General features: G+C 41.5%; 29 protein-coding genes, 1 pseudogene and 1 other annotated feature. Of the genes and pseudogenes, 21 read left to right on the forward strand and 9 right to left on the reverse strand.

What is annotated here, in order from left to right; translation table 11 throughout:
• From G2999_RS11670 to nth, 7 genes and pseudogenes are all read left to right on the forward strand, one after another.
• Positions 1 to 366, forward strand: a pseudogene (locus G2999_RS11670) (Rnf-Nqr domain containing protein); the annotation flags it as partial.
• Positions 366 to 947, forward strand: a complete 582-nt coding sequence (gene rsxB, locus G2999_RS02595) for an electron transport complex subunit RsxB (RefSeq protein WP_010178423.1) — start codon at positions 366 to 368, stop codon at positions 945 to 947. The pseudogene G2999_RS11670 and the gene rsxB, both read left to right, overlap by 1 nt.
• The gene (rsxC, locus tag G2999_RS11675) at positions 944 to 2,533 is read left to right on the forward strand and encodes an electron transport complex subunit RsxC (RefSeq protein WP_010178426.1); all 1,590 of its coding nucleotides are present in this window, start codon (positions 944 to 946) and stop codon (positions 2,531 to 2,533) included. Before rsxB ends, rsxC begins: the two co-directional genes overlap by 4 nt.
• A gap of 2 nt (positions 2,534 to 2,535) precedes the next feature.
• Entirely contained in the window at positions 2,536 to 3,594 is a 1,059-nt protein-coding gene (rsxD, locus tag G2999_RS02605; RefSeq protein ID WP_010178428.1) for an electron transport complex subunit RsxD, read from the forward strand.
• Positions 3,591 to 4,301, forward strand: coding sequence for an electron transport complex subunit RsxG (rsxG, locus tag G2999_RS02610; RefSeq protein ID WP_010178430.1), 711 nt, complete (start codon positions 3,591 to 3,593; stop codon positions 4,299 to 4,301). Before rsxD ends, rsxG begins: the two co-directional genes overlap by 4 nt.
• A complete protein-coding gene (locus tag G2999_RS02615; RefSeq protein WP_010178432.1) occupies positions 4,294 to 4,992 on the forward strand; it encodes an electron transport complex subunit E in 699 nt (232 codons plus the stop codon). Before rsxG ends, G2999_RS02615 begins: the two co-directional genes overlap by 8 nt.
• Before the next feature lie 24 nt (positions 4,993 to 5,016).
• Positions 5,017 to 5,649 (forward strand): endonuclease III, encoded by a 633-nt coding sequence (gene nth, locus G2999_RS02620; protein ID WP_010178434.1) that lies wholly within the window; start codon positions 5,017 to 5,019, stop codon positions 5,647 to 5,649.
• Between the two features lie 21 nt (positions 5,650 to 5,670).
• Here the strand turns inward: nth and G2999_RS02625 are convergent, their stop codons facing one another.
• On the reverse strand, positions 5,671 to 6,330 hold the full coding sequence (locus G2999_RS02625) for a hypothetical protein (protein ID WP_010178436.1): 660 nt from the start codon (positions 6,328 to 6,330) through the stop codon (positions 5,671 to 5,673).
• Between the two features lies 1 nt (position 6,331).
• On the reverse strand, positions 6,332 to 6,838 hold the full coding sequence (locus G2999_RS02630; protein ID WP_010178441.1) for an RNA polymerase sigma factor: 507 nt from the start codon (positions 6,836 to 6,838) through the stop codon (positions 6,332 to 6,334).
• A gap of 252 nt (positions 6,839 to 7,090) precedes the next feature.
• Here G2999_RS02630 and rnt point away from each other — a divergent pair, with 252 nt between their 5' ends.
• Positions 7,091 to 7,729 (forward strand): ribonuclease T, encoded by a 639-nt coding sequence (gene rnt, locus G2999_RS02635; protein WP_010178443.1) that lies wholly within the window; start codon positions 7,091 to 7,093, stop codon positions 7,727 to 7,729.
• Positions 7,730 to 7,749: 20 nt separating this feature from the next.
• On the opposite strand, the gene G2999_RS02640 is transcribed toward rnt, so the two are convergent.
• Positions 7,750 to 8,643, reverse strand: coding sequence for a sulfite exporter TauE/SafE family protein (locus G2999_RS02640; protein WP_010178445.1), 894 nt, complete (start codon positions 8,641 to 8,643; stop codon positions 7,750 to 7,752).
• Positions 8,644 to 8,712: 69 nt separating this feature from the next.
• Here G2999_RS02640 and G2999_RS02645 point away from each other — a divergent pair, with 69 nt between their 5' ends.
• Positions 8,713 to 9,210, forward strand: coding sequence for a DUF2244 domain-containing protein (locus tag G2999_RS02645; RefSeq protein ID WP_010178447.1), 498 nt, complete (start codon positions 8,713 to 8,715; stop codon positions 9,208 to 9,210).
• A gap of 1 nt (position 9,211) precedes the next feature.
• On the opposite strand, the gene G2999_RS02650 is transcribed toward G2999_RS02645, so the two are convergent.
• Positions 9,212 to 10,312, reverse strand: coding sequence for a DUF2855 family protein (locus G2999_RS02650; protein WP_010178449.1), 1,101 nt, complete (start codon positions 10,310 to 10,312; stop codon positions 9,212 to 9,214).
• A 132-nt stretch (positions 10,313 to 10,444) separates the two neighbouring features.
• On the opposite strand from G2999_RS02650, the gene G2999_RS02655 reads away from it, so the two are divergent.
• Complete coding sequence (locus tag G2999_RS02655) at positions 10,445 to 11,650, forward strand: trans-acting enoyl reductase family protein (RefSeq protein ID WP_010178450.1); 1,206 nt, start codon at positions 10,445 to 10,447, stop codon at positions 11,648 to 11,650.
• On the opposite strand, the gene G2999_RS02660 is transcribed toward G2999_RS02655, so the two are convergent.
• Positions 11,643 to 12,146: a hypothetical protein gene (locus tag G2999_RS02660; protein WP_010178451.1), complete on the reverse strand. Its 504-nt coding sequence runs from the start codon at positions 12,144 to 12,146 to the stop codon at positions 11,643 to 11,645. The two genes, G2999_RS02655 and G2999_RS02660, sit on opposite strands and share 8 nt — an antisense overlap.
• A gap of 1 nt (position 12,147) precedes the next feature.
• Complete coding sequence (locus G2999_RS02665; protein WP_010178452.1) at positions 12,148 to 12,375, reverse strand: hypothetical protein; 228 nt, start codon at positions 12,373 to 12,375, stop codon at positions 12,148 to 12,150.
• A gap of 346 nt (positions 12,376 to 12,721) precedes the next feature.
• Positions 12,722 to 12,845 (forward strand) — a sequence feature (His leader region).
• Positions 12,846 to 12,899: 54 nt separating this feature from the next.
• On the opposite strand from G2999_RS02665, the gene hisG reads away from it, so the two are divergent.
• The 11 genes from hisG to msrA all read left to right on the forward strand — a co-directional run bounded on the left by hisG (position 12,900) and on the right by msrA (position 23,370).
• Positions 12,900 to 13,799 carry an ATP phosphoribosyltransferase gene (hisG, locus tag G2999_RS02670; protein ID WP_010178453.1) on the forward strand — a complete coding sequence of 300 codons (900 nt, stop codon included), beginning with the start codon at positions 12,900 to 12,902 and terminating at the stop codon, positions 13,797 to 13,799.
• Positions 13,800 to 13,851: 52 nt separating this feature from the next.
• Entirely contained in the window at positions 13,852 to 15,162 is a 1,311-nt protein-coding gene (gene hisD / locus G2999_RS02675) for a histidinol dehydrogenase (protein WP_010178454.1), read from the forward strand.
• Between the two features lie 19 nt (positions 15,163 to 15,181).
• A complete protein-coding gene (gene hisC / locus G2999_RS02680; protein ID WP_010178456.1) occupies positions 15,182 to 16,300 on the forward strand; it encodes a histidinol-phosphate transaminase in 1,119 nt (372 codons plus the stop codon).
• Complete coding sequence (gene hisB / locus G2999_RS02685) at positions 16,297 to 17,370, forward strand: bifunctional histidinol-phosphatase/imidazoleglycerol-phosphate dehydratase HisB (protein ID WP_010178458.1); 1,074 nt, start codon at positions 16,297 to 16,299, stop codon at positions 17,368 to 17,370. Before hisC ends, hisB begins: the two co-directional genes overlap by 4 nt.
• 1 nt (position 17,371) lies before the next feature.
• A complete protein-coding gene (hisH, locus tag G2999_RS02690; RefSeq protein WP_010178464.1) occupies positions 17,372 to 17,980 on the forward strand; it encodes an imidazole glycerol phosphate synthase subunit HisH in 609 nt (202 codons plus the stop codon).
• Complete coding sequence (gene hisA / locus G2999_RS02695; RefSeq protein ID WP_010178466.1) at positions 17,980 to 18,717, forward strand: 1-(5-phosphoribosyl)-5-[(5-phosphoribosylamino)methylideneamino]imidazole-4-carboxamide isomerase; 738 nt, start codon at positions 17,980 to 17,982, stop codon at positions 18,715 to 18,717. The genes hisH and hisA overlap by 1 nt, the downstream gene beginning before the upstream one ends.
• Positions 18,699 to 19,475, forward strand: coding sequence for an imidazole glycerol phosphate synthase subunit HisF (hisF, locus tag G2999_RS02700; protein WP_010178468.1), 777 nt, complete (start codon positions 18,699 to 18,701; stop codon positions 19,473 to 19,475). Before hisA ends, hisF begins: the two co-directional genes overlap by 19 nt.
• On the forward strand, positions 19,472 to 20,089 hold the full coding sequence (hisIE, locus tag G2999_RS02705; protein ID WP_010178470.1) for a bifunctional phosphoribosyl-AMP cyclohydrolase/phosphoribosyl-ATP diphosphatase HisIE: 618 nt from the start codon (positions 19,472 to 19,474) through the stop codon (positions 20,087 to 20,089). The genes hisF and hisIE overlap by 4 nt, the downstream gene beginning before the upstream one ends.
• Positions 20,090 to 20,233: 144 nt before the next feature.
• Positions 20,234 to 20,680, forward strand: a complete 447-nt coding sequence (locus G2999_RS02710; RefSeq protein WP_010178476.1) for an Hsp20 family protein — start codon at positions 20,234 to 20,236, stop codon at positions 20,678 to 20,680.
• A 163-nt stretch (positions 20,681 to 20,843) separates the two neighbouring features.
• On the forward strand, positions 20,844 to 21,896 hold the full coding sequence (locus G2999_RS11680; RefSeq protein WP_010178478.1) for a hypothetical protein: 1,053 nt from the start codon (positions 20,844 to 20,846) through the stop codon (positions 21,894 to 21,896).
• Positions 21,897 to 22,053: 157 nt separating this feature from the next.
• A complete protein-coding gene (msrA, locus tag G2999_RS02720) occupies positions 22,054 to 23,370 on the forward strand; it encodes a peptide-methionine (S)-S-oxide reductase MsrA (RefSeq protein ID WP_198006076.1) in 1,317 nt (438 codons plus the stop codon).
• Here msrA and G2999_RS02725 read toward each other — a convergent pair.
• From G2999_RS02725 to htpG, 3 genes are all read right to left on the reverse strand, one after another.
• Positions 23,341 to 23,811 (reverse strand): GNAT family N-acetyltransferase, encoded by a 471-nt coding sequence (locus G2999_RS02725; protein ID WP_010178481.1) that lies wholly within the window; start codon positions 23,809 to 23,811, stop codon positions 23,341 to 23,343. The two genes, msrA and G2999_RS02725, sit on opposite strands and share 30 nt — an antisense overlap.
• A gap of 152 nt (positions 23,812 to 23,963) precedes the next feature.
• A complete protein-coding gene (gene adk, locus G2999_RS02730) occupies positions 23,964 to 24,608 on the reverse strand; it encodes an adenylate kinase (protein WP_010178483.1) in 645 nt (214 codons plus the stop codon).
• A gap of 185 nt (positions 24,609 to 24,793) precedes the next feature.
• The gene (htpG, locus tag G2999_RS02735; protein ID WP_010178484.1) at positions 24,794 to 26,710 is read right to left on the reverse strand and encodes a molecular chaperone HtpG; all 1,917 of its coding nucleotides are present in this window, start codon (positions 26,708 to 26,710) and stop codon (positions 24,794 to 24,796) included.
• Positions 26,711 to 26,792 lie beyond the last annotated feature (82 nt).

Below are 26,792 nucleotides of genomic sequence, written 5' to 3' on the forward strand. Positions count from 1 at the left end.
TAGACACTCAGTTTTATTTTAGTCATTGCAGTAGTAGTTCAATTTACAGAAATGGTCGTACAAAAAACCAGTCCTACACTTTACCGTTTACTGGGTATCTTTTTACCACTTATCACGACAAACTGTGCGGTGTTAGGTGTCGCATTGTTAAACATCAAAGAACAACACACGCTTATGGAGTCTATTGTTTATGGCTTTGGAGCTGCATTAGGGTTTTCATTGGTCTTAATCCTATTCTCTGCTATGCGCGAACGTTTAGCTGCGGCAGACGTCCCTACCCCATTTAAAGGTGCATCCATTGCGATGATCACTGCCGGCCTGATGTCTTTAGCATTCATGGGATTTAGTGGTTTGGTGAAACTCTAATGACGTTATTTACTGCATTAATCATTTTAGGTGTACTCGCATTAATCTTTGGTGCAATACTTGGTTATTCAGCTATTAAATTTAAAGTTGAAGCTGATCCATTGGTGGAACAAATCGACGCGATTTTGCCCCAAACACAATGCGGCCAATGTGGCTATCCAGGTTGTAAACCTTATGCAGAAGCCATTGCTAATGGAGATGAAATTAATAAATGCCCGCCGGGCGGTGAAGCAACCATCAAGCAACTTGCTGATTTAATGGGCGTTGAACCCAAACCATTAGATGGCGATCACGGTGTCGAAGAAGTTAAAAAAGTCGCATATATTCGAGAAGCTGAATGTATCGGCTGCACAAAGTGTATTCAAGCATGCCCCGTTGATGCCATCATTGGTGCTTCAAAACAAATGCATACTGTCATTGTCGATGAATGTACCGGCTGTGATCTATGCGTTGCCCCCTGCCCGGTTGATTGTATTGATATGTTGCCGGTTAAAGAAACACCACAAACATGGCAATGGGATCTTGCGCGTAGTGCAGATGGTCAGCTCGGTGATATTCCAATCAAACAGGTGAACTCATGATTGATGCGGATAATGTAGTCCAACAAATTAAGCAAGGTCAGTTATTCGATTTTCCAGGCGGGGTACACCCTCCGCAACAAAAATCACTTTCAAATACGACGCCTATAAATACTATAGATGAACCAGAACGTTTATATATTCCCATTAAGCAACATATTGGCACCCAAGGCAGTATCTGTGTATCCATCGGTCAAGACGTCGCTAAAGGTGAGCCGTTAACCACATCTGCCAACCCATTTGCAGTGCCAGTGCATGCGTCAACTTCAGGTAAAGTCATAGATATTACACAACACCCTAGCGCACATCCTTCAGGCTTACCCGAAACTACGATTATTATTGAACCTGATGGTCTTGCTCAATGGCAATTAATGCCAGTAATGAGCGACTATTTATCAGCAGATAAAGTATCCATACTGGAACGTATTTGCCAAGCAGGGATATCAGGTCTTGGCGGCGCAGGTTTTCCTACACATATCAAAACCAATCCACAAAAATCGGTTGAATGTTTGATTATCAATGGCATTGAATGTGAACCTTACATAAGCAGTGATGATCGCATCATGCGTGAGCATGCGTGGCAAATCAAACAAGGGATCGACATTCTGCGGCACGTGATCCAGCCCAAACAAGTCATCATCGCTGTTGAGGATAACAAACCCGAAGCCATGGATGCGATTAAAACGGCATGTATCGAAGATGCTGGTATTACTATTGCAAGTGTCCCAACTAAATACCCTGCAGGTGGAGAACGACAGTTAATCCAAGTACTCACCGGAGAGGAAGTCCCTCAAGAGGGGCTACCCATCGATGTCGGATGTTTAATGTATAACGTTGGCACCTGTTATGCTATTGCCGATGCAGTATTACATGGCAAAGCCTTAGTTCAACGTGTTGTCACGTTGACCGGTCAAGCTTTAGGTTCACCGCAAAACGTCTGGGCACTTTTAGGCACACCTATCCATCATTTATTAGATATCGCCGGGTATGATCCAAAACGTCAGCGTAGCCAAAAAGTGATCATGGGTGGACCTATGATGGGCTTCACCGTCCATAATGATGTCGTTCCTGTCGTCAAGATTACTAATTGTTTATTGGTGCCTGATAAGCGCGAGTTACCAAATATTGAGGATGAACGGCCTTGTATTCGTTGTGGTTTATGCGCTGATGCCTGTCCTGCAGGTTTGTTGCCACAACAATTGTTTTGGCACAGTAAAGCAAAAGAATATGACAAAGCTCAAGCATATCACTTAGATGCCTGCATCGAATGCGGAGCATGTGCGTATGTCTGTCCCTCAGAAATCCCACTGGTACATTATTACCGCAAAGCGAAAACAGATATCAAATATCAAGCGGCTGAAAAAGAAAAATCAGAAAAGGCGCGTGAACGTTTTGAAACACGCCAAGCACGCTTACTAGCAGACAAACAAGCGCGAGAAGAAAAACATCGTTTAGCTGCAGAAGCGCGGAAAAAAGCAATGGAAAATAAAGGTGGCAGTGACGCCAAAGATAAAATCGCGGCAGCACTTGCTCGCGCCAAAGCTAAACGTGCTGCAGCAGCACAAGCAAATAAAGATGTGGAAGAATAATCATGCAATTTTCATTATCAAGTTCACCGCATAACCGTGTTCGTCGTGATACAAGTCAAGTCATGCGCATGGTTTGCTATGCCTGTATTCCTGGCATATTAGCCCAAACCTGGTTTTTTGGTTGGGGGACTATCATTCAAATTTCACTCGCTATTATCACTGCGGTGGTGACCGAATCAACGATTTTAGAGTTGCGTAAAAAAGATGTATCTCGAGGAATAGGTGACTACTCAGCTATACTGACAGCCATATTATTAGGGATTTGTTTACCGCCTTTAGCCCCATGGTGGTTAGTTGTGATTGGTACGTTCTTTTCTATTGCTATCGTTAAACAACTTTATGGTGGATTAGGGTTTAACATGTTTAACCCTGCGATGGTAGGATATGTGGTATTACTCATCTCCTTTCCTATTTCGATGTCTGCCTGGTTGCCAGTGCAGTCCATGGCACAAACACCATATGACTTTTTGGATGCACTCAATGTCATTGCCACCGGCTATTCACAAACCGGTTATAGTCTTGCTCAGCTGCAATTAGGTGTTGATAGTGTTACCCAAGCAACTCCTTTAGATGCGGTCCGCACTGGACTATTAGGCGGCATGACTTACTCAGAAACCTTATCAGCCCCCATTTTTATTTCTGACTGGGGCTGGTCATATGGCTGGAGCGCCGTCAGTATCGCCTATCTAATTGGTGGTGTATTCTTATTACAACAACGTATTATCAACTGGCACATGCCTATCAGTATGCTCTTTGGTGTCATCGTCACTGCCGGCTTACTTAACATGCTCGCGCCTGATCAAACCGGCTCAATACCTTTTCACTTATTTTCAGGTGCGGTGATATTTGGTGCATTTTTTATTGTTACCGACCCCGTTTCTGGTTCAACCACAGATAAGGGTCGCTTAATTTTTGGTGCGTTAATTGGATTTTTGACGGTTATTATTCGCACCTACGGTGGTTATCCCGATGCGATTGCATTTGCTGTCATCATTATGAATATTGCCGTGCCGTTAATTGATTATTATACTCAACCTCGTGCCTATGGACATCAACCATGAGTGAAACATCTAACCATAATAGCGAGCCCGATATACCTGACTCGTTAACCAATACTCGTCGCAACGCGCTTATCCTAGGGGCGTTTGCCTTAGTGACGACATTACTGATCGCACTGACTTTTTTGGGCACCCAAGATACTATCGCAGCACAACAACAACGTATGTTATTACGTGTGATCAACGATGTTGTGCCAGCACAATATTTTACCAATGATATTCAACACGACTGCGCAGCACTAGACCCAGATCCGCAATTAGGAAATACAGCAGACTTAAAAGCTTATCGTGGTTTTATCGTTGATACAAATAGTGCACCACAACTCAATGCGGTCGCTATCGAAACGGTTGCACCGGATGGATATAGTGGTGATATTCGTATGATTGTAGGGATAGCGGGTAATGATCTTCGCACAGTCACCGGTGTTCGTGTTTTATCTCATAAAGAGACGCCAGGACTAGGTGATAAAATAGATTTACGCATCGATGATTGGATCTTGAGCTTTGATGGGCAAGTGTTTAATCGTGACCAAATTACCAATTGGGCAGTTAAAAAAGACGGTGGCCAATTCGACGCATTCACCGGGGCAACGATTACGCCTAGAGCAGTCATTAATGCGGTCACACAAGCATTATTGTATGTACAAACCCATCAACAAGAAATTATCAAAGCCACCAATCAATGTGCTTTAGGAGCAAGTGATGAGTGAGTTTAAAGAATTAACGTGGCAAGGATTGTGGAACAATAACCCTGCCCTTGTCCAGCTACTGGGTTTATGTCCGTTACTTGCAGTAACAACTACCGCAATCAACGGTTTAGGCCTAGGCATTGCGACTTTATTAGTACTGGTTGGCTCCAATATTACCGTGTCCTTGGTACGTAATTTCGTGCCCAATGAAATCCGTATTCCGATTTTTGTTATGGTCATCGCAGCGTTTGTGACCATCGTCCAATTATTAATGAACGCGTTTACCTATGAATTATATTTGGCGTTAGGCATTTTTATCCCCTTGATTGTGACAAATTGCGCCATCATAGGTCGAGCTGAAGCTTATGCCTCAAAAAACCCAGTCAAAGAATCTGCTTATGATGGATTTATCATGGGCGCTGGATTTGCCCTAGTGTTGGTATTTTTAGGAGGAATGCGAGAATTAATCGGAAATGGTACCTTATTTACCGGTGCTGAATTACTACTTGGTGCTTGGGCCAGTGGGTTAAAGTTACAACTCTTTCAACCTGAGCAACCATTCTTATTAGCGATTCTCCCACCGGGCGCATTTTTAGGTATGGGTTTGATTATTGCTCTGAAAAATATCATGGATACGCGAATGGCCCGCTGGTTTGCTCCGAAAAAAGAGAAAGTTGTGGAACGTGCACGCGTCACTACCGAAGCTAATTAATTATAATAAAAAGTTGCTAAAAAGATGAACAAAGAAAAACGTCGTGAAATCTTAACCCGCTTGTGTGCAAATAATCCAAAGCCTGAAACCGAGCTAAATTATTCTTCTCCTTTTGAATTGCTCATTGCGGTCATTCTCTCAGCACAAGCAACTGATGTTGGCGTCAACAAAGCCACTGACAAACTTTTCCCCGTCGCTAATACACCCCAAGCTATTGCTGACCTAGGTGTAGATGGTCTCAAAGAATACATTAAGACAATTGGCCTATTTAATGCCAAAGCTGAAAATGTGATCAAAACGTGCCATATGCTGGTCGAGCTACATGGCGGTGAAGTCCCTGAAAATCGTGAAGCACTCGAAGCTTTACCCGGTGTAGGTCGCAAAACCGCGAATGTGGTACTCAATACCGCGTTTGGCTGGCCAACAATTGCTGTCGATACGCATATCTACCGCGTGTCCAATCGCACTAAACTTGCGATGGGTAAAACCGTTGATCATGTTGAGCAAAAACTCTTAAAAGTGATCCCTGCTGAATTTAAAGTGGACGTGCATCATTGGTTAATCCTTCACGGGCGCTATACCTGTATCGCCCGTAAACCACGTTGTGGCTCATGCATAATAGAAGATTTATGTGAGTTTAAAGACAAGACCGAATAGCGTTTCATTATTTAATAACGTTTATTTATCAGTCGTCTCAATACTATTAATAAATTGTGCCATCTTGACTAAGCGCTCACCAACAATAAATCGAATAGTATGTTTAACCCATGGTGTTGATATATTGCGGTAATGCAATTTAACTGATAAAGCTGAGGTTATGGTTAGCAGTATTACTGATGATAGAGTATAAAACCACACCATGGACTGTTCTAATTGTTGAACCAAATCAACGCCTAACAATATATCAAATCCAATAACGACATAAGCCATATAAAAAGGCACTGACATAAATAATAACTTTGTGACCTGTAATTTATGTGAACAGATCCTATAGATATCTCTCTGTAATTCACCCACAGGCTTTGAAAAATCTATTTTTGCAATTAAAACGATTTGCCCAATATTTCCCGCCAGCCCAATCAAGGCAAACAGACTAAGAATACATGCCGATACAGTAGGTGCAGAAAGACTAAAATCCTTCATAATGTACTGACACAGGACAACAATGATGAAGAAAAACGCGATACTTTCAATCATACGTGCCCACTTCATATGACTAATCTCTTTCACTCGAGCGTTCACTTTCATTTCAGTCAATAATGTGTCGTTGATTGTTATTGTCGCCGACGTTTCACTATGGTGTTGTTGCCAAGTGTCTCTAAAATCATCTAAATTCATATCAAGCTCTCTGTGCATTAAATTGATGTCTTAATGTTTGTTTAATTCGTCCAATGCGTGTTGCTACATTGGTTTTAGTAATACCTAAATTTGTCGCTATGACATCATGGGGTTCATTTTCTAAATAGAGCAACATAATGGCTTTGTTTAACTGATCAAGTTGTCCAATAAATTGATACAATTGACCTATATCTTCACTCATTTCTCTGTCTTGAGATAAGTCTGCAATGTGCACCATAGATATATCTTTTGCAGTCGCTCGATCTTGTCGCTGATTGTCTTTACGGTAATAAGAAATAGCCACGTTGAGTGAGATCCTGTACATCCAAGTAGAGAATTTATATTCATTATTATAGTTATCAAAAGCAAGCCACATCGTTGTGAGTATTTCTTGAGCAAGGTCTTGTCTATCATCTTGATTATGACAATATGCGTTCACAATTTTATAAATAATGCCTTTGTTCTGCTGCATCATTTGAGTAAAGAGTTTCTTTTTTGTTGTGGCCATTAGCTATCACTCAATATTTCACCATCAGTGTGGTTATTTTCGTTTTCACTAGCAGTATTCTAGCGTTAAGTCTTAATTACATCATCTTTTACCTAATGATTCGCAGTACAACTGAAATAATCACAAATATTTATAAAAATTTTAAACAATACTCATTCACTGTCATCCCCGCCTTGTATATTCAATGCAAATACTGGTAGTTAATACAATTAATTGCGATAATATCAACATTATTATTGCCAAAAGGATTGAATGTTGTCGACACCTGAATTACGCGACCGCTTTCGTCATTATTTTCCTGTTATCATCGATGTAGAAACTGCTGGGTTTAACGCTCAGACGGATGCATTACTTGAAATAGCTGCTGTAACAGTCCGCATGGACGAAGCTGGCATGCTCCATCCTGATCAGGAAATCCACTACCATATTAACCCATTTGAAGGGGCTAACATTGAACCTGCAGCGATAGAGTTTAATGGCATAAAAGTAGACTGTGCTTTGCGTGGAGCAGTAGATGAAACAGAAGCTATGAAAGGGTTATCTAAAGCCATTAGTAAACTTCAAAAAGCGGCTAATTGCCAACGCTCAGTGATTGTTGCGCATAATGCCAGTTTTGATATGAGTTTTGTGAATGCCGCGTTAGCTAGAACTAATGTAAAACGCAGTCCATTCCATCCGTTTGTTTCGTTTGATACTACCTCGCTAGCAGCATTAACGTTAGGACAAACCGTCTTAGTCAAAGCCTGCGAAGCCGCCAACATCGCCTTTGACCAAAAGCAAGCTCATGGTGCATTGTATGATGCCCAGCGTACTGCCGAGTTGTTTTGTTTTATGATGAATCGCTATCAATCACTAGGTGGTTGGCCGTTAGAACCACTTGAGAGTGATTGAAGAGTGTTTTGAGTTAAGTCTCATATTGGTAAATTTACTACGCCCATAAACATCACCCACACTGCAAAAAATACTTTAACCTGATAGGGGTTGAGCCACAAAACAAGGTATTTGGCGACACTACCGCCGATAATAGCCCCTACACCAGCAAAACATGCAATCGGTATGAGCACCATAGGATTGACGAATATATAATAGAATATCCCACCCCATACCGACATAGCACTGAGCATTACCGCAACGGCAATACTCATAGTCACACTAAAACGACGTAAGATCAGGTAAACGGCAACTAACTCACCCACCCCAACCGATAACCACGCTGTGACCATACCACCCAAAAATGCCACTATTGCTAAATTCAGTTTATCCTTAGAGCTAACTAACTGTACTTGTTCTTCAGCTTTTAAATGCTTTAATGAACCCAAAATGGCAAGTGCTAACACAATAGAAAATAGCCCAAAAATCCAATGTAAGGTATTTTCTGCTTCACTAACCCAAGTGATAAGTGGGGTATATTGGACCGTCCAAATACCTATAATCGAGAAAGGTACTGTCACCATTAATAGTTGGGGTAACACTGACCAAATTGAAGTGGATGTATCTTGTGCTTGTATCGCTTTGAGGTATTGATCACGCCAAGCAATCGAGCCGGCGACCATACCAAAACATTGAATAGCAAAGCTTGTGGCGACGATTTGATCAGATGAAAGTTGCAGCTGATTAAAAATCGGCACAAAAATAACGCCTCCACCGGCACCCGTAGAGTTAGCAAAGATCGCTCCTGCTAGACCTAACAATACAAATGCCCCATATTCTTGAAGTATTAAGGCAGGAGAGTTTTGCCACAAAAGCAAACCAAGTAACGTTATTAGAAGTATAAATAATATAACTAAGCGTTTTGAGACGCGCATGAGTTGTTATTCTTTTTTTAGTGTATAACGGGTATTATCCCTAAGTTAGTTCAATTCATAAATAAAAATATGGTTAAAATTAAACAAACACCGCCAGCCACCATTATCACTCTCTCGCCAAATCAATCTGCGAGTTGGAAAGAAACCAAAACCATAATCATTATCATGGTGGTTTTAGTGATGGTAATTGCTGTTGGTTGGACGCTATCGGGTGCTTGGGTTATTTTACCATTTGCTGGATTAGAAGTCGGATTATTTGCGTATTTTATGTACCGAGTCTGCAAACAAGGGTTCGCACAACAGATCATCACCATTAGCGAAAACTTCGTTTTAATCGAATCGGGTATCCAACGCCGTGAAGTTGCTCGTACTTATAATCGTGACTTACTCAGCTTTGAAGTGACTGAAACCGAACGAGACTGGCACTTACCTGATATTATCGTGTGCTTAGAAAACTACCGCCTTAGTATTGGTGAGTTCCTGAACCAAGAGGATAGAATGTTACTCAAAGATGCATTGAAAAATGCTGGACTCCCACTTTCTCGCACCCAGTGGTGGAAGGAGTAATTTAAAACTCTCCAAACAATAGCTCATTAGGCGATACATTACGTTGTAACAAACGCTGATATTGTTCAATTAATCCAGCAGCTCCACTAAACTTAGTCACATTAAAATGCGGTTCAATACCTTTGGCAACTAGCTGCCAAGCTTGTGCATATTCAGCCATAAATCGTTCATGCCCCCACGTTTTTATCAGCATTTTGATGTGTTGTGGTGCAAAAAAAACCTCACCTTTGAGTTTGCCAAATGGCTTATTTTGCTGAGCTTCAATATCCGTTACACCAATAAATAAGCTCGTATGATGTAGATGGTCCAAGAGCTCTTGTAACTGTTGCAATAACCCCTTGTTTCCAGCGAAATCCAACACCCATACAGGTGTGGTATAGCGCATATCAGCCACTTCATTATAGGTAAGCACTTCGTCGTAGCATTCCAGAGCTTCTACAAAATTCACATTCTCCAACGACGTTAATCCCACCACATGAATATGGGTCAAAGTGTTCAACAACAGCGCTGCCCCAATGGCCGTTTTACTTGAAGCGCTGGTGATGACAATGGTCGTTGCTGTATCGGCAGTTTCGCTAGCAACGAATTGCTTCAGCGCAAATGAAGTCAAAAATAAGGGGCGAAAATTAGCTTGCCATATTTCTCGGCTCGCGTTGTATTGTGGATCTGCATCACAAAATACATAATTATCATACACCGGTGAATTACTGGCACGCTGTGCATGTATATCAGTAAAACCATGTGCGGAGACTTTATCGGCTTGGAAGACCCAATGCGATGCCATGGGTAAATAACCAAAAAAGCGTTTGCCTATCGGAATATCAGGATGAGCAGACTCTATCACTTCGGCAAAACCCCATAGCGGAACAATACCATATTCAGTATGGTGCCCTTGGGCATCGACTGCGGGAAAAAATCCCCAATACCCAAAACTTTCACCCGTCACTGCATAGGTCACATTATTGGCTGATAAACCAAAACGCTGGATATTAATGCGGATCTGACCTTTCGTTAACTCAGTATGAATTAACTCATGCTGGGTGATATCGGTGATTTTTGTTTTGTTCACCCATAGTGCAAAGTCAGTTCTGCTCTGTGTCATTAGTCAAACTCCAATATATATATATTCAAAATAATGATGACCCACCAAGCGCTAATGCGTTTTATCTGCTTGTGAGTATTGTACAATTAGGGAAAGAAAACCAATTAATTTTATCTATTTAAGGACAGACATATGACAGAAACAACAAAACAATTCGATATTATTGTCTATGGGGCAACTTCATTTGTCGGTCAAATCATGTTGGAGTATCTGGCTAGTTATCAAGATGAAACGATTTCATGGGCAATGGCTGGACGTAATGAACAAAAATTACTCGATGCCAAACAGGCCAATAATCTAGAGCATATACCGCATATCATTGCAGATGCAGATGATGAAGCAGCTCTAACAGCAATGTGCAACCAGGCCAACGTCGTCATATCCACGGTAGGTCCTTACGCATTATATGGTGAAACGTTAGTGAAAGTATGTGCTCAAACAGGGACTGATTATTGTGACTTAACCGGTGAACCACAATGGATTAGGGCTATGCTCGATAAATATGAGAACACGGCTAAAGCATCCGGCGCGAGAATTATTAATAGTGCAGGTTTTGACTCGATTCCATCAGACTTAGGTGTGTATGCGTTACAGCAACATGCATTAGCAACCACAGATAAACCAGCTTTTCATATTAAAATGCGTGTTCGTCGTATCAAAGGGGGCGCGTCAGGCGGGACTATTGCTAGTATGCTCAATGTGGTAGAAGAAGCGGGTAAGAATCCAGCTTTGCGCAAATTGTTAGTCAATCCATATGTACTTTGTCCTGAAGGCCACCCATTTAAGCAATATCAAACTAACCATAAAAAAGCGCAGTTTGAAGAAGATACCCAAATGTGGATTATGCCATTTATTATGGCTGCCATTAATGAGCGAATCGTTCATCGTACTAATGCACTATTAGATAACCGCTATGGGGAGCATTTTTTATATGATGAAGCGATGTCAGCTAAAAAAGGACTTCAAGCGTGGGGGATGACGCTTGGACTGGGTGCTTTTATGGTCGGTGCAAGCATCAAACCTATTCGTAATCTACTCGCCAAACATATACTACCAAAGCCAGGTGAAGGGCCAAGTAAACACGAACAGCTCAATGGAATGTTTGATATGCGTTTTTATACCACACTGGATAATGGTGACAAGGCAACCGTTAAAGTATGTGGTGATCGAGATCCAGGATACGGGTCAACCGCTAAAATGCTGACTCAAGCCGCATTATGTTTAGCCAAAGACGCCCCTGAAGTGGCAGGTGGTTTTTGGACACCAGCAGCAGCACTAAATGATAAATTAATCGCTCGTTTAGCAAAGCATGCTGGGGTCACTATCGAGCTTATTTAGCCTTCTTTTTTTGAATGAGTATATCCGCCTGAGTTCTCAATGATTGCTTAGTGCGGATATTGGCAAATGCATCTAAACTCGCATCTGGTTTAATATTTTTGACATTAGCCTTACTTTCCTTATCTTCTGTTGGAATAGGCGATATTGAACTCGAAGTTTTTGCTTTTGCTGATGCCAATATTTTTTTCAATACAGAGTTATCATCACCCTTTACTGCTTTTTCAAGTGCTTTTTTGTTATTGACCCATTTGTTAGCATAGAAACACATACAAATGGCCAACAGATAAACTAGGTATTTAATGATAAATGACCATCCCACTGATAAGGGGATCGACCCGTTGTCTTGGGATAACTGGTATTGAGCCCACTGCACATAATCATCATGAATTAAGCCAATCACAAATACACTGACGATTAACGTCAACACACTGAGGATCATAAATTTATAGTTGCGCCACAAAGCTGCAGTGAGAACGAGATTAATGAGTTTGTTCATATTAGCCGAAAACCCCTATACCAAGCACCGCTAGCACAGCTAAAATTCCCTTCTCTTTTATCGCAGAATGAATTTTACGCTCTTCTTCTGCCACAATAATTTCAAGTTCATCTTCAGAGAAATCTTCTAACGCACGTTCACATAATAAAATTCGAACTTGAGCATTTTCAATCGCCTTATCTCGAATAGCTTGGCGCGTTTTATCTTTTAACGTTACAAATGGATTCACAATATCTTCCTACATTAGCTCATTACAGTTTACACAAAACAATCCTCTGTATCAGTATCTAGATAATCATCATCGAACTCTGGGTACATTAATTGTTTCAAATTGACCATTTTAACTTAGATCATTTTATCATCCGGCAAGACATTTTTGATGTCACATCCAAAGTGTACTTAATAGGTTCGAAAGTCAGTATAAATAAATGACATATCTACGACTCAAATATTATACCCGCAAATAAGGTTTACCCTTTAATTTATCTCGTTGAGCGTTGCAACAGACAACAATTTTAGATATTATTCACACACTAAATATTTATAAAGAACATAATGAATTTTATCTACGCAAATCATCACCATCATATTAGTGCATAACCTTTCAGGTTTCGTGCTGGAAGGGTTGTGTTTCCTTCCAGAGGCGTAGATTTTAAAGAATTGATACCCCCGGAAGGCACCTTTCGGGGGTTTTTCGTTTTTATTAGTTTGTTATTTCACCATTCACAAAGTTAACGCGAGAGGAACTATCGCATGAGTGATACACGTAGGCTGCGCATTGCCATTCAAAAATCAGGTCGTTTATCAGATGACAGCATTGCTTTATTAAAAGCCATTGGAGTGAAGTTACAAATTCGTGATCGCTTATTGATTGCCCATTCCACCAATGAACCCATTGATTTATTACGCGTACGCGATGATGACATCCCAGGTCTAGTAATGGACGGTGTAGCTGATTTAGGTTTTATCGGTGAAAACGAGCTTGAAGAGAAAATGCTAGAACGCCAAGCAGCGAATAAACCGAGTGATTTTATCACATTACGCCGCTTAGATTACGGTGGTTGTCGTTTATCCTTAGCCGTGCCAAATGAACTAGATTATAGCGATGTAAACTCGTTACAAGGTAAAAAAGTGGCAACGACTTACCCGTATTTATTAGAACGCTTTTTCAAAGAAAAGAATGTCGATGCACAAGCAGTCATGTTAACTGGCTCAGTTGAAGTCGCGCCTCGCGCAGGTATAGCTGATGCAATTTGCGACTTAGTCTCCACTGGTGCCACCTTAGAAGCTAACGGGTTACATGAAGAAGATGTGATTTTTGATTCAAAAGCGGTACTTATTCAAAAATCAGATGCGTTATCTGATGAAAAGCAGGCCATGATCAATCGCTTCTTACCGCGTATTGATGGCGTAATGCAAGCAAAAGAAAGTAAATACATCATGTTACACGCACCTAAGGCTTATTTAGAGCAAGTGAAAAGCTTACTACCTGGCGCAGAGAACCCAACAGTATTGCCGCTAGCGCAAAATGATGAAACCGTCGCCATTCACGTGGTCAGCACAGAGACCTTATTCTGGACCACCATGGAAAAACTTAAAGCGCTTGGCTGTAGCTCTATCTTGGTGATGCCAATTGAAAAAATGATGGGCTAACTTTTTTAGCTCGTCGATACGATTAATCAAGGTTTAGTAAAGGCACAATAACATGCTTATACAATGGAATTCATTAGCTCCAACGGCCCAAATGGATGCGCTTGCGCGTCCTGCGATGGCTGATAGTGCAGCACTCACCGCCACGGTCAAAGACATCATTGATGATGTTGCTACCCGAGGTGATGAAGCCGTGCTATCTATGACGGCTAAGTTTGATGGCGTCGAGCTCGCATCATTGGCACTCAGTAAAACGCTAATTGAAGCAGGTATTGCGACATTAGATGACACGATAAAAACGTCTATCAATGTTGCGTTTGCGAATATCACTGCATTTCATGAAGCACAGCGGCCACAAGATGTGCAGTTAACCACCCAACCTGGCGTGGATTGCGAACTTAAACATGTGCCCATTGAAGCGGTCGGTTTATATATCCCAGGTGGTACCGCACCACTACCCTCAACGGTATTAATGCTCGGTGCAACCGCTCAAGTGGCTGGCTGTCCACGTAAAGTACTTTGTAGTCCACCCAATGCGCATGGCTCACTGGCGCCTGAAATTTTATATGCCGCGTCTTTATGTGGGATCAATGAGATTTATTTGTGTGGTGGTGCTCAAGCTATTGCGGCACTCGCTTTAGGGACCGATACAATTGGCAAAGTGAATAAAATCTTTGGTCCGGGAAACAGCTTTGTAACAGAGGCGAAACAGCAAGTATCATTATTACCAGCAGGACCTGCAATTGATATGCCTGCAGGACCATCAGAGGTACTCGTGCTAGCCGACCAGTTTGCGGATGCAGACTTTGTCGCGTCCGATCTATTATCTCAAGCTGAACATGGCAAAGATTCCCAAGCTATTTTGGTTACTGAGTCCCTTGCCTTCGCTCAAGCGGTACAAGTGGCCGTAACGGAACAACTAGCAACATTATCTCGTTGTGACATTGCTACTCATGCAATGCAACACGCACGTTATATTGTTACCGAGTCGATCGAACAAGCTATCGAAGTCTCAAATGAATATGCACCTGAGCACTTGATCGTTCAAGTCCGTGATACCGATGCAGCCTTAGCATCATTAACTAACGCAGGTTCGATTTTTGTTGGTGCTTGGTCACCTGAATCGGCCGGTGATTATGCTTCTGGAACGAATCACGTATTACCGACTTACGGTTATTCTCGACATTATTCTAGTCTCGGATTATTGGATTTCATGCGTCGTTATACGGTGCAAACCTTGTCTAAAGAAGGCCTGGCGGAATTAGGCCCGCATATTATGAACTTAGCCAATGCTGAAGGGCTAGATGCACACCGCCAAGCAGTTGCTATTCGCCTAGCTAAACTTAACCAACATGAGACACTATAATGTCCAAGAGTGACTTTTTATGAGTAGATTAACGTCGTTATTACGTCAATTAGTCGCCAAGCATGTGCAAGACTTGGTGCCTTACGCATCTGCGCGACGGTTATTTTCCAGTGCCAGCCAAAGCACGGATAAATCAGCACCGGTATGGTTAAATGCTAATGAAGCCCCTGTCGCAGGTGATTATCAGATTGACTCCGGTTTATATAATCGCTATCCAGATTGCCAGCCAGATGCGTTAATTGCAGGGTATGCTGACTATGCAGGTATACAAGCATCGCAAGTCCTTGCCACTCGTGGCGCAGATGAAGGGATTGAACTGCTGATCCGTACGTTTTGTAACGCGCCAGATGATCATATTCTTATCTGTCCGCCAACCTACGGAATGTATGCAATCAGCGCGGCAACTGCGAATATCGGCGTGCATCATGCACCGCTCAATGACGATTTTTCATTAGATCTCGATGCAATTAAAGCATTCAAAGGTCGGACTAATTTGGTTTTTTTATGTTCACCGAATAACCCAACAGGTAATCAACTCGCATTAGAAGATGTCGTGAACATCGTCGAGCATTTCGCCGATAGTGCACTTGTGGTTATCGATGAGGCGTATGTCGAGTTTGCTTCGTATAATACGACAACGTTGTTAGCTGATTATCCACATGTGGTGATCCTGCGTACACTATCTAAAGCATTTGGCTTAGCCGGACTGCGTTGCGGCTTTACACTCGCCCAGCCTGAAGTGATCGAGCAATTACTAAAAGTGATTGCCCCTTACCCTATCAGTGCGCCGGTGGCAGATATCGCTATCCAAGCATTATCAGCATCAGGATTAGCGTCAATGCAGACTCAGGTAAGCACACTGCAAGCAGAACAAGCACAACTGGTCAACGTATTACCCACCATTGGTGATATTGAATTAGTCGGTCGGCAAGATGCTAATTTTGTGTTATTCCGTACTGCACAAAAAGATGCGTTGATGCAATATTTAGTGCATCAACAGGTGTTCATACGCGACCAATCTAAACAGCTAAAATTAGGCCAATGTTTACGCATTAGTGTCGGTACCGCGCAGCAGAACGCACGCTTAATTACTCTTATTCAACAGTTTTACGCAATACAGGAGGCAACTGCCTTATGAGTGCAGCTCAACCTATTTTATTTATTGACCGTGACGGTACCTTGGTTGAAGAGCCACCGGTAGATAAGCAACTTGATACCTTAGCTAAGTTAAAGTTTGAACCACAAGTTATTCCAGTGTTGTTACAGTTGCAACAAGCGGGTTTTCGCTTAGTAATGGTGTCAAACCAAGACGGATTAGGAACCGATAGTTTTCCACAAGCCGATTTTGATTTACCCCATAACGCAATGATGGATATTTTTAGTTCTCAAGGCATTACGTTTGATGATGTATTAATTTGTCCCCATTTCCCTGAAGATAACTGTACTTGCCGTAAACCTCATTTAGGTTTGGTCAAAGATTACTTACAACAAGGGCGCATTGATTTTACTCAGTCTTATGTCATTGGCGACCGTATCACTGATGTCCAATTAGCAGAGAATATGGGCATAAAGAGTTTCCAATATCATCCAGAAACACTTAACTGGCCAATGATTGCCACACAATTATTACACAATGAACGCACGGCTACAGTGGAGAGAAATACATCTGAAACTAAAATTAAGGTCGACGTAAACCTAGATCACTTCCGCCCGGCAAAGATTGCTACGGGTATTGGCTTCTTTGATCACATGCTTGACCAAATCGCGACACACGGCGGGTTTGTCTTAGATGTGAATGTCGATGGTGATTTACATATTGATGATCATCACTCTGTAGAAGATACTGCATTAGCGATTGGCCAAGCATTAAAGCAAGCTTTAGGAAATAAACGTGGGATCCACCGTTTTGGATTCGCGCTACCGATGGATGAGTGCCGAGCAGAATGTCTCATGGATATTTCTAATCGTCCGGTATTACAGTTCTCAGCCAACTTTAGTGATAGTCATGTCGGTGAAATGTCGACGCAAATGGTAGAGCATTTCTTCCACTCTATCTCGCAATCTATGGGCTTATCGTTACATTTAAGTACCACTGATGGCAATGCGCATCATCAGGTCGAAAGCTTATTTAAAGTGTTCGGACGCGCTTTGCGACAAGCGATCCGTAAAGAAGGCGATGCCATGCCTAGCTCAAAAGGAGCATTGTAAGATGGCACAAAATATTGTCATTATTGATACAGGCTGTGCCAATATCTCATCGGTAAAATTTGCACTTGAACGATTAGGTGTAGCAGTCACTGTTTCGGATGATCCCGCAACAATCAAGGCCTCCGACAAAGCTTTTTTACCCGGTGTGGGTTCAGCGCAAAATGCAATGGCTTCAATAGCTCAAAAAGGGTTAATTGAAACTATACAACAGTTAACTCAGCCTACGCTTGGCGTTTGCTTGGGGATGCAGCTCATGACCCAACTCTCGCATGAAAGCGGTTTGCATAATGCTGAGCATGTAGATTGCTTAGGCTTGATCCCTGGCACAGTAGAAAAAATGTCAGTCGGCAAGCTTCGCCTTCCTCACATGGGTTGGAATACTGTCAATCCAAGTAACAATGAGTTATTTAAAGGCATTAGCCACGGTACGTATTTTTACTTTGTACATGGTTATGCCGTGCCTGTTTATGAGCATACCTTAGCCAGTTGTGAATATGGCATGGCATTTAGCGCCGCGATCCACAAAGATAACTTTTATGGGGTGCAGTTCCACCCTGAGCGCTCTGGTGATGCCGGTGCCCAACTTCTTGAAAATTTTGTGAGTTTATAATGATTATCCCAGCAATCGATTTAATTGATGGCGCAGTAGTGCGTCTTTACCAAGGGGATTACGCCCAAAAAACCCAGTATCAACTCGACCCGGTTGATGTCGTCAACACCTATGCTGATGCTGGTGCTAAATGGTTGCATATCGTTGATTTAACCGGTGCTAAAGATGTCGAAAAACGTCAATTAACCTTAATCAAAAAAATGGTCGATACCGGTCGGATGTCTTTCCAAGCAGGCGGTGGTATTCGTACTGAAGCCGATGTAGCAGGCTTATTAGACATTGGCGTTAAACGCGTTGTGATTGGCTCTTTAGCTGTCAAAGAGCCAGAGTTAGTCAAATCGTGGATCGTCAAATACGGTCCTGAAGCGATTGTGTTAGCCTTAGATGTAAATATTAACGCTGAAGGTGATAAGTGTATTGCTACACACGGATGGCAAGAAGATTCAGGTGTACCAATAGAAGGGCTATTAACCGATATGTTATCGGTTGGCGCAAAACATGTGTTATGTACCGATATCAGTCGTGATGGCACATTACAAGGAGCCAATGCTGAGCTTTATGATGAAATGAAAAAGGCCTTTCCAAGTGTGGTGTGGCAAGCATCAGGCGGGATTGGCTCACTTGATGATATTGCACGTCTAGGACCCACAAATGTCGATGGTGTCATTTTAGGTCGTGCGCTATTAGAAGGTAAATTCACTCTTGAGGAGGCGATTGCATGTTGGCAAGACGCATAATTCCTTGTTTGGATGTCCGCGATGGTAAAGTGGTCAAGGGTGTTCAATTTCGCAATCATGAGATCATCGGTGATATCGTCCCACTGGCTCAGCAGTATGCAAAAGCAGGTGCCGATGAATTGGTGTTCTATGATATCACCGCCTCAAGTGATGCACGTGTCGTCGATAAAAGCTGGGTAGAACGTATAGCACAAGTCATCGACATTCCTTTTTGTGTTGCCGGCGGCATTAAATCAGTCGAAGATGCGGGTAAAATTTTGGCAATGGGCGCAGATAAAATTTCTATCAACTCCCCTGCTCTGGCAAATCCAGAACTCATCACTGAGTTACATGACGCATACGGACAACAATGCATTGTAATTGGCATTGACAGTCATTTTAACGACCAAACGGGTAAATATGAGGTGTATCAATTTACCGGTGATGAAACACGTACTCAGCAAACCTCTTGGGAAACCGCTGACTGGGTCGAAGAAGTCCAGCGCCGCGGAGCTGGTGAAATTGTCTTAAACTGTATGAACCAAGATGGCGTGCGTCAAGGTTATGATTTAAAACAACTCAGTGCGATTCGCAGTATCTGTGATGTTCCACTAATTGCCTCAGGTGGCGCCGGTAAAATCCATCACTTTGCTGATGTCTTTAAAGAGGCCGATGTCGATGGCGCACTGGCGGCGTCCGTCTTCCATAAAGGGATCATTGAGATTGCTGAATTGAAGACCTATTTGCACAAAGAAACTATTCCTATGAGAACCGTATGATCATTACAACAGAAAATATCGCTCAAGTTGCTTGGGCTAAAATGGATAATCTTGTCCCTGCCATTGTCCAAGATGCTGTGACAGGTAAAGTCCTCATGCAAGGCTTTATGGATGAAGCGGCCCTGTCACATACATTGGCCACTGGCCACGTCACGTTCTTCTCTCGTTCCAAACAACGTTTATGGACCAAAGGGGAAACATCGGGTAATACACTTAATCTAGTCCAAGTTGAAAGTGACTGTGATAGTGATAGTTTACTGGTGTTAGCCCATCCAAATGGCCCAACATGTCATACTGGGGCTGAAGCGTGTTGGTTTGACAATTCTCAAAGCGACTATACTTTTATTGCCGATCTTGAAAAGCTCATAGCAGCGCGTAAAGGTGCTGATCCAGAATCTAGCTACACCGCACATTTATATAGCCGCGGTATCAAGCGCATCGCCCAAAAAGTAGGTGAAGAAGGCGTAGAAACCGCTTTAGCAGCAACGGTAGCAGATTTAGATGAGCTAAAAAACGAATCAGCCGATTTGTTATATCATTTATTAGTGTTGTTGCAAGCCTCTGATTTATCTATGAAAGATGTTGTATCAGTACTTCGTGAGCGACATAAATAACATTTTTTAAAAATAAACCCTTGAAAACGCATAGGCAGTCCTTACATATTAATTATCGGTGCTCAAGAGAGGCCGATAACACCGTCGCCGAATAATCGGGACATTTTAATTTAACATATTGCTTTATATTTTAAGGATATGACTATGCGTACTATCGATCTATCTCCACTTTATCGTTCTTTCATTGGTTCTGACCACTTAGCATCTATGATTGATGCAGCGGCCCGCAATGAGAAACAAACTTCTTATCCCCCTTACAACATTGAGTTAGTGAGCGAAGATAAATACCGAATTACCATGGCTGTTGCTGGTTTTGCTCAAGACGATGTCGAAATTGTTGTGCAAGAAAACACGCTTGTCGTGACGGGTAATAAACCCAATACAACGAAAGAAGCCGATACCAAACAGTTTTTGCATAAAGGCATTTCTGAACGCAATTTTGAGCGTAAGTTCCAACTCGGTGATCATGTAAAAGTGCTCGCGGCAGATATGGAAAATGGCTTACTCAATATTGAATTAGAGCGCGTGATCCCAGAGGCTAAAAAACCTCGAAAAATAGAAATTGGTTCACGTCTCATTGATAACAAATAAACAACATATGTCCCTAATGTGTGTATTTAAAGGCAGCTGGTGAGCTGCCTTTTTTGTATTGATGAAAAGAGTTTTTAATCCAACAACATCATTACTAATAGCCTTCATCCATAAAAAATAAAAGTATGTTAAACTCAATTTTTATTCTTTTCTTTACTTTACTATGTCGCTAATAACATTTTCTAAACCGACCAATGTATTTACGTCACTCAAAAACAAAGTCAATCAATTACGTATTTACGTCACACACAAATTAGATGCACTCAAAACCTTCGAATTAGATAAATTAGTCATATGGAGCCGTAAATTCAATCGCTCGCAATGGTGTTATTTTATTGCTATGAGTTTTCTATTGTTCCACGGCGTTTTTTCTGAAGTCACAGATTTTGTACTATACGTCACCGGTGCGATCGCATTTGTTGGACTATTTCGTGAAATGTGGGCCATGTTTCAGCGTATATGGTCACACAATATCGGTAAAGCCTTTGTGCTCATTTTATATGCCGGTACCGCAAATCTCGCCTTAGCGTTCGCGGCGCTAAAAATCAATATCATCACCGGTGTAGAGCCAATGGCTTTTACATTTACACTAGGTTTTACGACCTTTGTCATGTTGCCATTTTGGATCATGATATCTAATATCTTATTTTTATTAATAGGCTTGATACTTGCTAATCTATTACTGTTTATTAGTATCCCTATTAAATTATTTGGAATACGTTTATCAGTTCATTGGGAGGACACGCATCGTGCTGGGACGACCATGGTCATGCGTATTATTTTGATACCATTAGTCATCAATATGCTCATGACAGTGGGCACTCCTTATTTAGCTCAACTTCATTTTCTGTCAGAGGGAAATACATTTACCCTTAATCAAGAATTTGGTGAGCCTCTATCCTCTGAAAATGACAAATTCGCCTTAAACCTCAATCCCCAAAATGAGGATGAAATAGCTATCAATTTGGCCACCAAAAATGATGCCTTTGAACCAAATACAGAGCAAGGGATGTTTATTAATCATTTAATTGCCGACTTTATCTACCATTTTGAAGCCTACCAATACTCAATGTGTCACAAAAAAAACAACGAGCGTTCAATGATTTTGGATGATTTTTCCACCTTATTGATAACACAAAATCCAAAAAGTGAGTTTGGTTATGATTATCGAGTAGCTGCCTGTATCCCTTTATATAAAGCAATGCCCTCTCAGTAAACTGAACGAGCGATGAACAAAACCGCTTATCGCTTCGTATCAACAATGGAACTGCAACTTTTTGCAGTCTTTCTAGGTCTGTTTATATAGTTGAATTAATCGAGAATATGTTATGAAAAATGGTTTGTTGATACTAAGTGTTTTTATTGCAGGATTCATGATCTACAGCATAACTCAATACCCTGCCCATGCGGTGAACCCTAAATCTCCATCTCCTGCAAAAGCGCTTGCTGAGGAAACTGGTGTTCCTAGCAACACTACTGAGAAAACGATGCACAGCGAATCGATTGTGTTTGGTTTAGGTTGTTTTTGGGGCGCTGAAATGCGCTTTGAGAAAATGCCTGGAGTAATTGATGTAGTATCAGGTTATGCAGACGGTAGTGGATTTGAAGCAACATATCGTAACATCACCCAATCTCGCCATCGCTTCAATCCAAATAACTATGCAGAAGTGATACAAGTGACCTATCACCCTGATACCGTGAGTATCGATACACTCATAAAAGCATTTTTTGAAATGCATAATCCGACCCAAAAAGATGGTCAAGGTAACGACATAGGCACGCAATACCGTTCAACGATTTTAACTTCAGTTCCTGAGCATATGGATATCGCAAATACACTGAAAATGCAGTACCAAAAACAGCTAAACCGAGCAGGTTATGGCACTATATCCACCAGTATCAAGCCCCTAGATACCTTCTATGTCGCTGAAGAGTATCACCAAGATTACATCGCTAAAAACCCGAATGGATATTGCCCAGACCATTCGACGGGTGTGACGTTCGCGCCAAAAACAACCGCACAATTAGCGAAAGCTGATGAGGATGCTCGTTTTGATAACAGTGCACTAATGAGCGGTCAACATATTGTGGTGATTGATGCTGAGTTTTGTCCATACTGTGAGAAATTTAAAGAGACCGTCGCTAATGATTACCGAGGTGATGTCCCCATGCATTTTCGCATGGCAACACAACTCAATGGCTTGAGTATTGAATCCCCTACTTGGGCAACACCAACGTTGTTATTTATGGAAGATGGGAAAGAAGTATATGGTATTCAAGGTTATGTAGAACCTAAAACCTTCTATAAGGCTCTTGGTGCATTTAAATTGGGAGAATCGGAAGCATTTGATGTGGCATTTAATAAAAGTACTGATTCACGGTTTTGTAAACAATATGAGCAGTTCAAGAATGTCGGTGAAGGTGTATTCATTGATACGTTAAGTGGCGCTCCATTATTTGATACTGCATATCAATTTAACTCGGGCACTGGATGGCTGTCATTTACGCAAGCTGTTGAAGGCAGTGTCACATACCATGAAGACAATCGATACGGCATGCAACGAGTCGAAATCAAAGCGAAAAAAAGTGGGATCCACTTAGGCCATGTATTTAACGATGGTCCCAATGGTTCTCCTCGCTATTGTATTAACGCGACGGTATTAGGCTTTGAGCCACGCGTCGAAAGTTAAGCGCATATCTACGTGCATTATCCCATCCTCATCATATGGTGAGGATATGGCGATAAATCCTAACCCTTCATAAAATTCCTGAAGATACGTTTGCGCCCCAATTTCAATCGGTATTTCAGGCCATGAATCAAAACAGGTTTGAATGGCGCTAGACATTAGTTTACGCGCATGGCCTTTACCCCTAGCACTCGATGCAATGAGCACACGCCCAATGCTACTAGCATCGGCGAAAGATATAGCAGGCGCTAAACACCGTGCATATCCTACTAACGCGTCATCTTCATACATCATAATATGCAATGAGCCAACATCTATATCCTTGTTATCTAAATCAGGGTAAACACAGGTTTGTTCTACCACAAACACATCACTTCTCAATTTTAATACCCCATATAACTCATAAGGGCTAAGTTGATGAAATGGTTTTACGACGATATTCAATGGGTATTCTCAGTTGCATTCTTTGGAGCGATTAAGATATCACACCCAACAACAAATTTTGAAGTGAAAACAAATACATCCAATAAAAAACGCTACAATGAAACCTCATTGTAGCGCTCTAATTTACATTACTAAATTTTCAGATTAATAAATTAACCCAATAACTCGGCAAGTTGTGCACTGACGTTATCAACTGGTAAAGTACCGTCTAATTTATAATATGCACAGTTACCGTTATCAGCTTCAGCTCGATAATAATCAACTAAAGGCTTAGTTTGTGTATGATAAATACCTAAACGATCGCGAACAGTTGCTTCTTTGTCATCATCACGAATGCTTAAGTCATCGCCTGTTTCATCATCTTTACCTTCCACTTTCGGTGGATTATAAACCACGTGATATACACGCCCTGATGCAGAGTGAACACGACGGCCTCCCATACGCTCAACAATTACATCATCAGGTACATCAAACTCTAAGCAGAAATCTACGTTTACACCTGCGTCTTTCATCGCATCAGCTTGTGGAATAGTGCGCGGAAAACCGTCTAATAAAAAACCTTTAGCACAGTCATCTTGAGCAATACGCTCTTTAACTAAACCAATAATGATATCGTCAGAAACAAGTTGGCCTGCATCCATGACTTTCTTTGCCGCTAGCCCCATCTCTGTACCCGCTTTAATGGCGCTACGTAACATATCCCCAGTTGAGATTTGAGGAATGCCAAACTTCCCCATCAAAAACTGAGCTTGTGTTCCTTTTCCGGCACCTGGTGCACCTAGTAAAATGATGCGCATGTGCATCCTCCGTTAATAATAATAAAATTTAATGCGGTTAACTTACCCATTAATGTCCTTCGTTTCAACTAGAAATCACAGATCAATAAAGGGTTTACGACTAAAAGCGCAAGATTACCAAGACATAACAAACCGCAACAAAAAAGGCAGTCTCAAAGACTGCCTTGATATGAAGCGTTATCTATCTATTTAGATAAGCTCATTAATAGACCATTCAAATTTTGCACAAATGATGCTGGATCTTTAAGACTACCTTGCTCTGATAACGCTGCTTGGTCGAATAACACACCACTCCAACGCTTAAATAGCTCTTCGTCTTGTACGTCAGATAAGTGCTTCACCAAATCATGTTCAGGATTCAGCTCTAAATGATAAGTCACTTCTGGTACAGGCTGACCGGCAGCTTGCATTAGTTTAACCATTTGCGTCGTCATACCATTTTCATCAGCTACAATACATGCAGGAGATTCAGTAAGACGGTGCGTAAATTTAACTTCATTTACTTTATCACCTAGTGCAGTCTTAACTCGCTCTAGAACACCCTCTACTGCTTTTTCCGCTTCTTCTTTTGCTGCCTTATCATCTTCAGAATCTAGTTCGTCTAGATTACCCTGAGCAATTGACTGGAATGATTTTTCATCAAATTCCGTCAGGTGTGACATTAGCCATTCATCAATGCGCTCAGACATTAATAACACTTCGATACCTTTTTTGCGGAAGATCTCTAAGTGTGGGCTTGTCTTAGCAGCTTGATAAGAATCAGCAGTCACATAATAAATCTTGTCTTGGCCTTCTTGCATACGAGAGATGTAGTCAGCTAGAGATACATTCTCAATATCCGAATCATTATGAGTTGATGCAAAGCGTAAAAGACCAGCAATTTTTTCTTTGTTACCGAAATCTTCTGCTGGACCTTCTTTCAACACATTACCAAACTCAGACCAGAAACCTTGGTATTTCTCGGCATCTTTCTTTGCCATTTTCTCAAGCATCTGTAACACTTTTTTCGTGCAACCATTGCGCATGGCTTGAGTAATTTTGTTGTCTTGTAGGATTTCACGCGATACGTTTAGCGGTAAATCATTTGAGTCTAATAGGCCTTTCACAAAACGTAAATACGTTGGCATGAACTGCTCTGCGTCATCCATAATAAAGACACGCTGGACAAATAATTTTAGCCCATGCTTTTGATCGCGGTTATACATGTCAAACGGGGCTTTTGAAGGGATATATAATAAGCTTGTATATTCCGTCTTACCTTCAACACGATTATGCGACCATGTTAATGGATCGGCATAATCATGTGAAACATGTTTATAAAATTCATTATATTCATCATCTGTAATGTCGGCTTTTTCACGCGTCCATAACGCAGTCGCTTTGTTGATTGGCTCCCACTTAGCCGGTTCACCTGGAATTTTTTCACCATCAGGACCATCTGATTCAGGGACTTCAGCTTTGAACATTTGCACCGGAATGCTAATATGATCAGAATATTTAGTGATAATTGAACGTAACTTCCAATCATCTAAGAACTCTTTATCTTCATCACGGATATGTAAGGTAATTTCAGTACCACGCGTTTCTTTTTCTATATCAGCAGTAGTAAATTCACCTTCCCCTTGTGATTCCCATTGCACACCTTCAGACACTGGTGCGCCTGCTGCACGGGTTTTGACCGTCACATTATCAGCAACAATAAACGCTGAATAGAAACCCACACCAAATTGACCAATAAGCTGCGAGTCTTTGGCTTGATCACCAGAAAGATTAGAGAAAAAATCAGATGTGCCTGATTTAGCAATAGTACCTAAGTTCGCGATGACTTCTTCTTTGGTCATACCAATACCATTATCACTAATGGTTATGGTACCAGCATCTTTATTGCATGAAACTTTAACGTGCAAATCACCATCATTTTCATACAATGCATCGTTTGATAATGCTTTAAAACGTAATTTATCTGCTGCATCAGCTGCATTTGAAACAAGTTCACGTAAAAATATTTCTTTGTTTGAATACAAAGAATGAATCATTAATTGGAGTAATTGTTTTACTTCGGTTTGAAAACCGTGGGTTTCTTGTTGGACAGTATCAGTCATGCTTGCATATCTCCTGAAACAAAATGTTATGTTTGATGTTTAGATATGTAAGGCTAACTGGATCTTTTTCAAGTATAAAAGA

Origin of the sequence: Glaciecola sp. HTCC2999, assembly GCF_000155775.1 — a bacterium.
Taxonomy (GTDB): Bacteria; Pseudomonadota; Gammaproteobacteria; order Enterobacterales; family Alteromonadaceae; genus Opacimonas.

Excerpts from the sequence above, each read along its gene's own strand:
- rsxB (WP_010178423.1), top strand. The coding sequence starts at position 366 with ATGACGTTATTTACTGCATTAATCATTTTAGGTGTACTCGCATTAATC.
- rsxC (WP_010178426.1), top strand. The coding sequence starts at position 944 with ATGATTGATGCGGATAATGTAGTCCAACAAATTAAGCAAGGTCAGTTA.
- rsxD (WP_010178428.1), top strand. The coding sequence starts at position 2,536 with ATGCAATTTTCATTATCAAGTTCACCGCATAACCGTGTTCGTCGTGAT.
- rsxG (WP_010178430.1), top strand. The coding sequence starts at position 3,591 with ATGAGTGAAACATCTAACCATAATAGCGAGCCCGATATACCTGACTCG.
- G2999_RS02615 (WP_010178432.1), top strand. The coding sequence starts at position 4,294 with ATGAGTGAGTTTAAAGAATTAACGTGGCAAGGATTGTGGAACAATAAC.
- nth (WP_010178434.1), top strand. The coding sequence starts at position 5,017 with ATGAACAAAGAAAAACGTCGTGAAATCTTAACCCGCTTGTGTGCAAAT.
- G2999_RS02625 (WP_010178436.1), bottom strand. The coding sequence starts at position 6,330 with ATGAATTTAGATGATTTTAGAGACACTTGGCAACAACACCATAGTGAA.
- G2999_RS02630 (WP_010178441.1), bottom strand. The coding sequence starts at position 6,838 with ATGGCCACAACAAAAAAGAAACTCTTTACTCAAATGATGCAGCAGAAC.
- rnt (WP_010178443.1), top strand. The coding sequence starts at position 7,091 with ATGTTGTCGACACCTGAATTACGCGACCGCTTTCGTCATTATTTTCCT.
- G2999_RS02640 (WP_010178445.1), bottom strand. The coding sequence starts at position 8,643 with ATGCGCGTCTCAAAACGCTTAGTTATATTATTTATACTTCTAATAACG.
- G2999_RS02645 (WP_010178447.1), top strand. The coding sequence starts at position 8,713 with ATGGTTAAAATTAAACAAACACCGCCAGCCACCATTATCACTCTCTCG.
- G2999_RS02650 (WP_010178449.1), bottom strand. The coding sequence starts at position 10,312 with ATGACACAGAGCAGAACTGACTTTGCACTATGGGTGAACAAAACAAAA.
- G2999_RS02655 (WP_010178450.1), top strand. The coding sequence starts at position 10,445 with ATGACAGAAACAACAAAACAATTCGATATTATTGTCTATGGGGCAACT.
- G2999_RS02660 (WP_010178451.1), bottom strand. The coding sequence starts at position 12,146 with ATGAACAAACTCATTAATCTCGTTCTCACTGCAGCTTTGTGGCGCAAC.
- hisG (WP_010178453.1), top strand. The coding sequence starts at position 12,900 with ATGAGTGATACACGTAGGCTGCGCATTGCCATTCAAAAATCAGGTCGT.
- hisD (WP_010178454.1), top strand. The coding sequence starts at position 13,852 with ATGCTTATACAATGGAATTCATTAGCTCCAACGGCCCAAATGGATGCG.
- hisC (WP_010178456.1), top strand. The coding sequence starts at position 15,182 with ATGAGTAGATTAACGTCGTTATTACGTCAATTAGTCGCCAAGCATGTG.
- hisB (WP_010178458.1), top strand. The coding sequence starts at position 16,297 with ATGAGTGCAGCTCAACCTATTTTATTTATTGACCGTGACGGTACCTTG.
- hisH (WP_010178464.1), top strand. The coding sequence starts at position 17,372 with ATGGCACAAAATATTGTCATTATTGATACAGGCTGTGCCAATATCTCA.
- hisA (WP_010178466.1), top strand. The coding sequence starts at position 17,980 with ATGATTATCCCAGCAATCGATTTAATTGATGGCGCAGTAGTGCGTCTT.
- hisF (WP_010178468.1), top strand. The coding sequence starts at position 18,699 with ATGTTGGCAAGACGCATAATTCCTTGTTTGGATGTCCGCGATGGTAAA.
- hisIE (WP_010178470.1), top strand. The coding sequence starts at position 19,472 with ATGATCATTACAACAGAAAATATCGCTCAAGTTGCTTGGGCTAAAATG.
- G2999_RS02710 (WP_010178476.1), top strand. The coding sequence starts at position 20,234 with ATGCGTACTATCGATCTATCTCCACTTTATCGTTCTTTCATTGGTTCT.
- G2999_RS11680 (WP_010178478.1), top strand. The coding sequence starts at position 20,844 with ATGTCGCTAATAACATTTTCTAAACCGACCAATGTATTTACGTCACTC.
- msrA (WP_198006076.1), top strand. The coding sequence starts at position 22,054 with ATGATCTACAGCATAACTCAATACCCTGCCCATGCGGTGAACCCTAAA.
- adk (WP_010178483.1), bottom strand. The coding sequence starts at position 24,608 with ATGCGCATCATTTTACTAGGTGCACCAGGTGCCGGAAAAGGAACACAA.
- htpG (WP_010178484.1), bottom strand. The coding sequence starts at position 26,710 with ATGACTGATACTGTCCAACAAGAAACCCACGGTTTTCAAACCGAAGTA.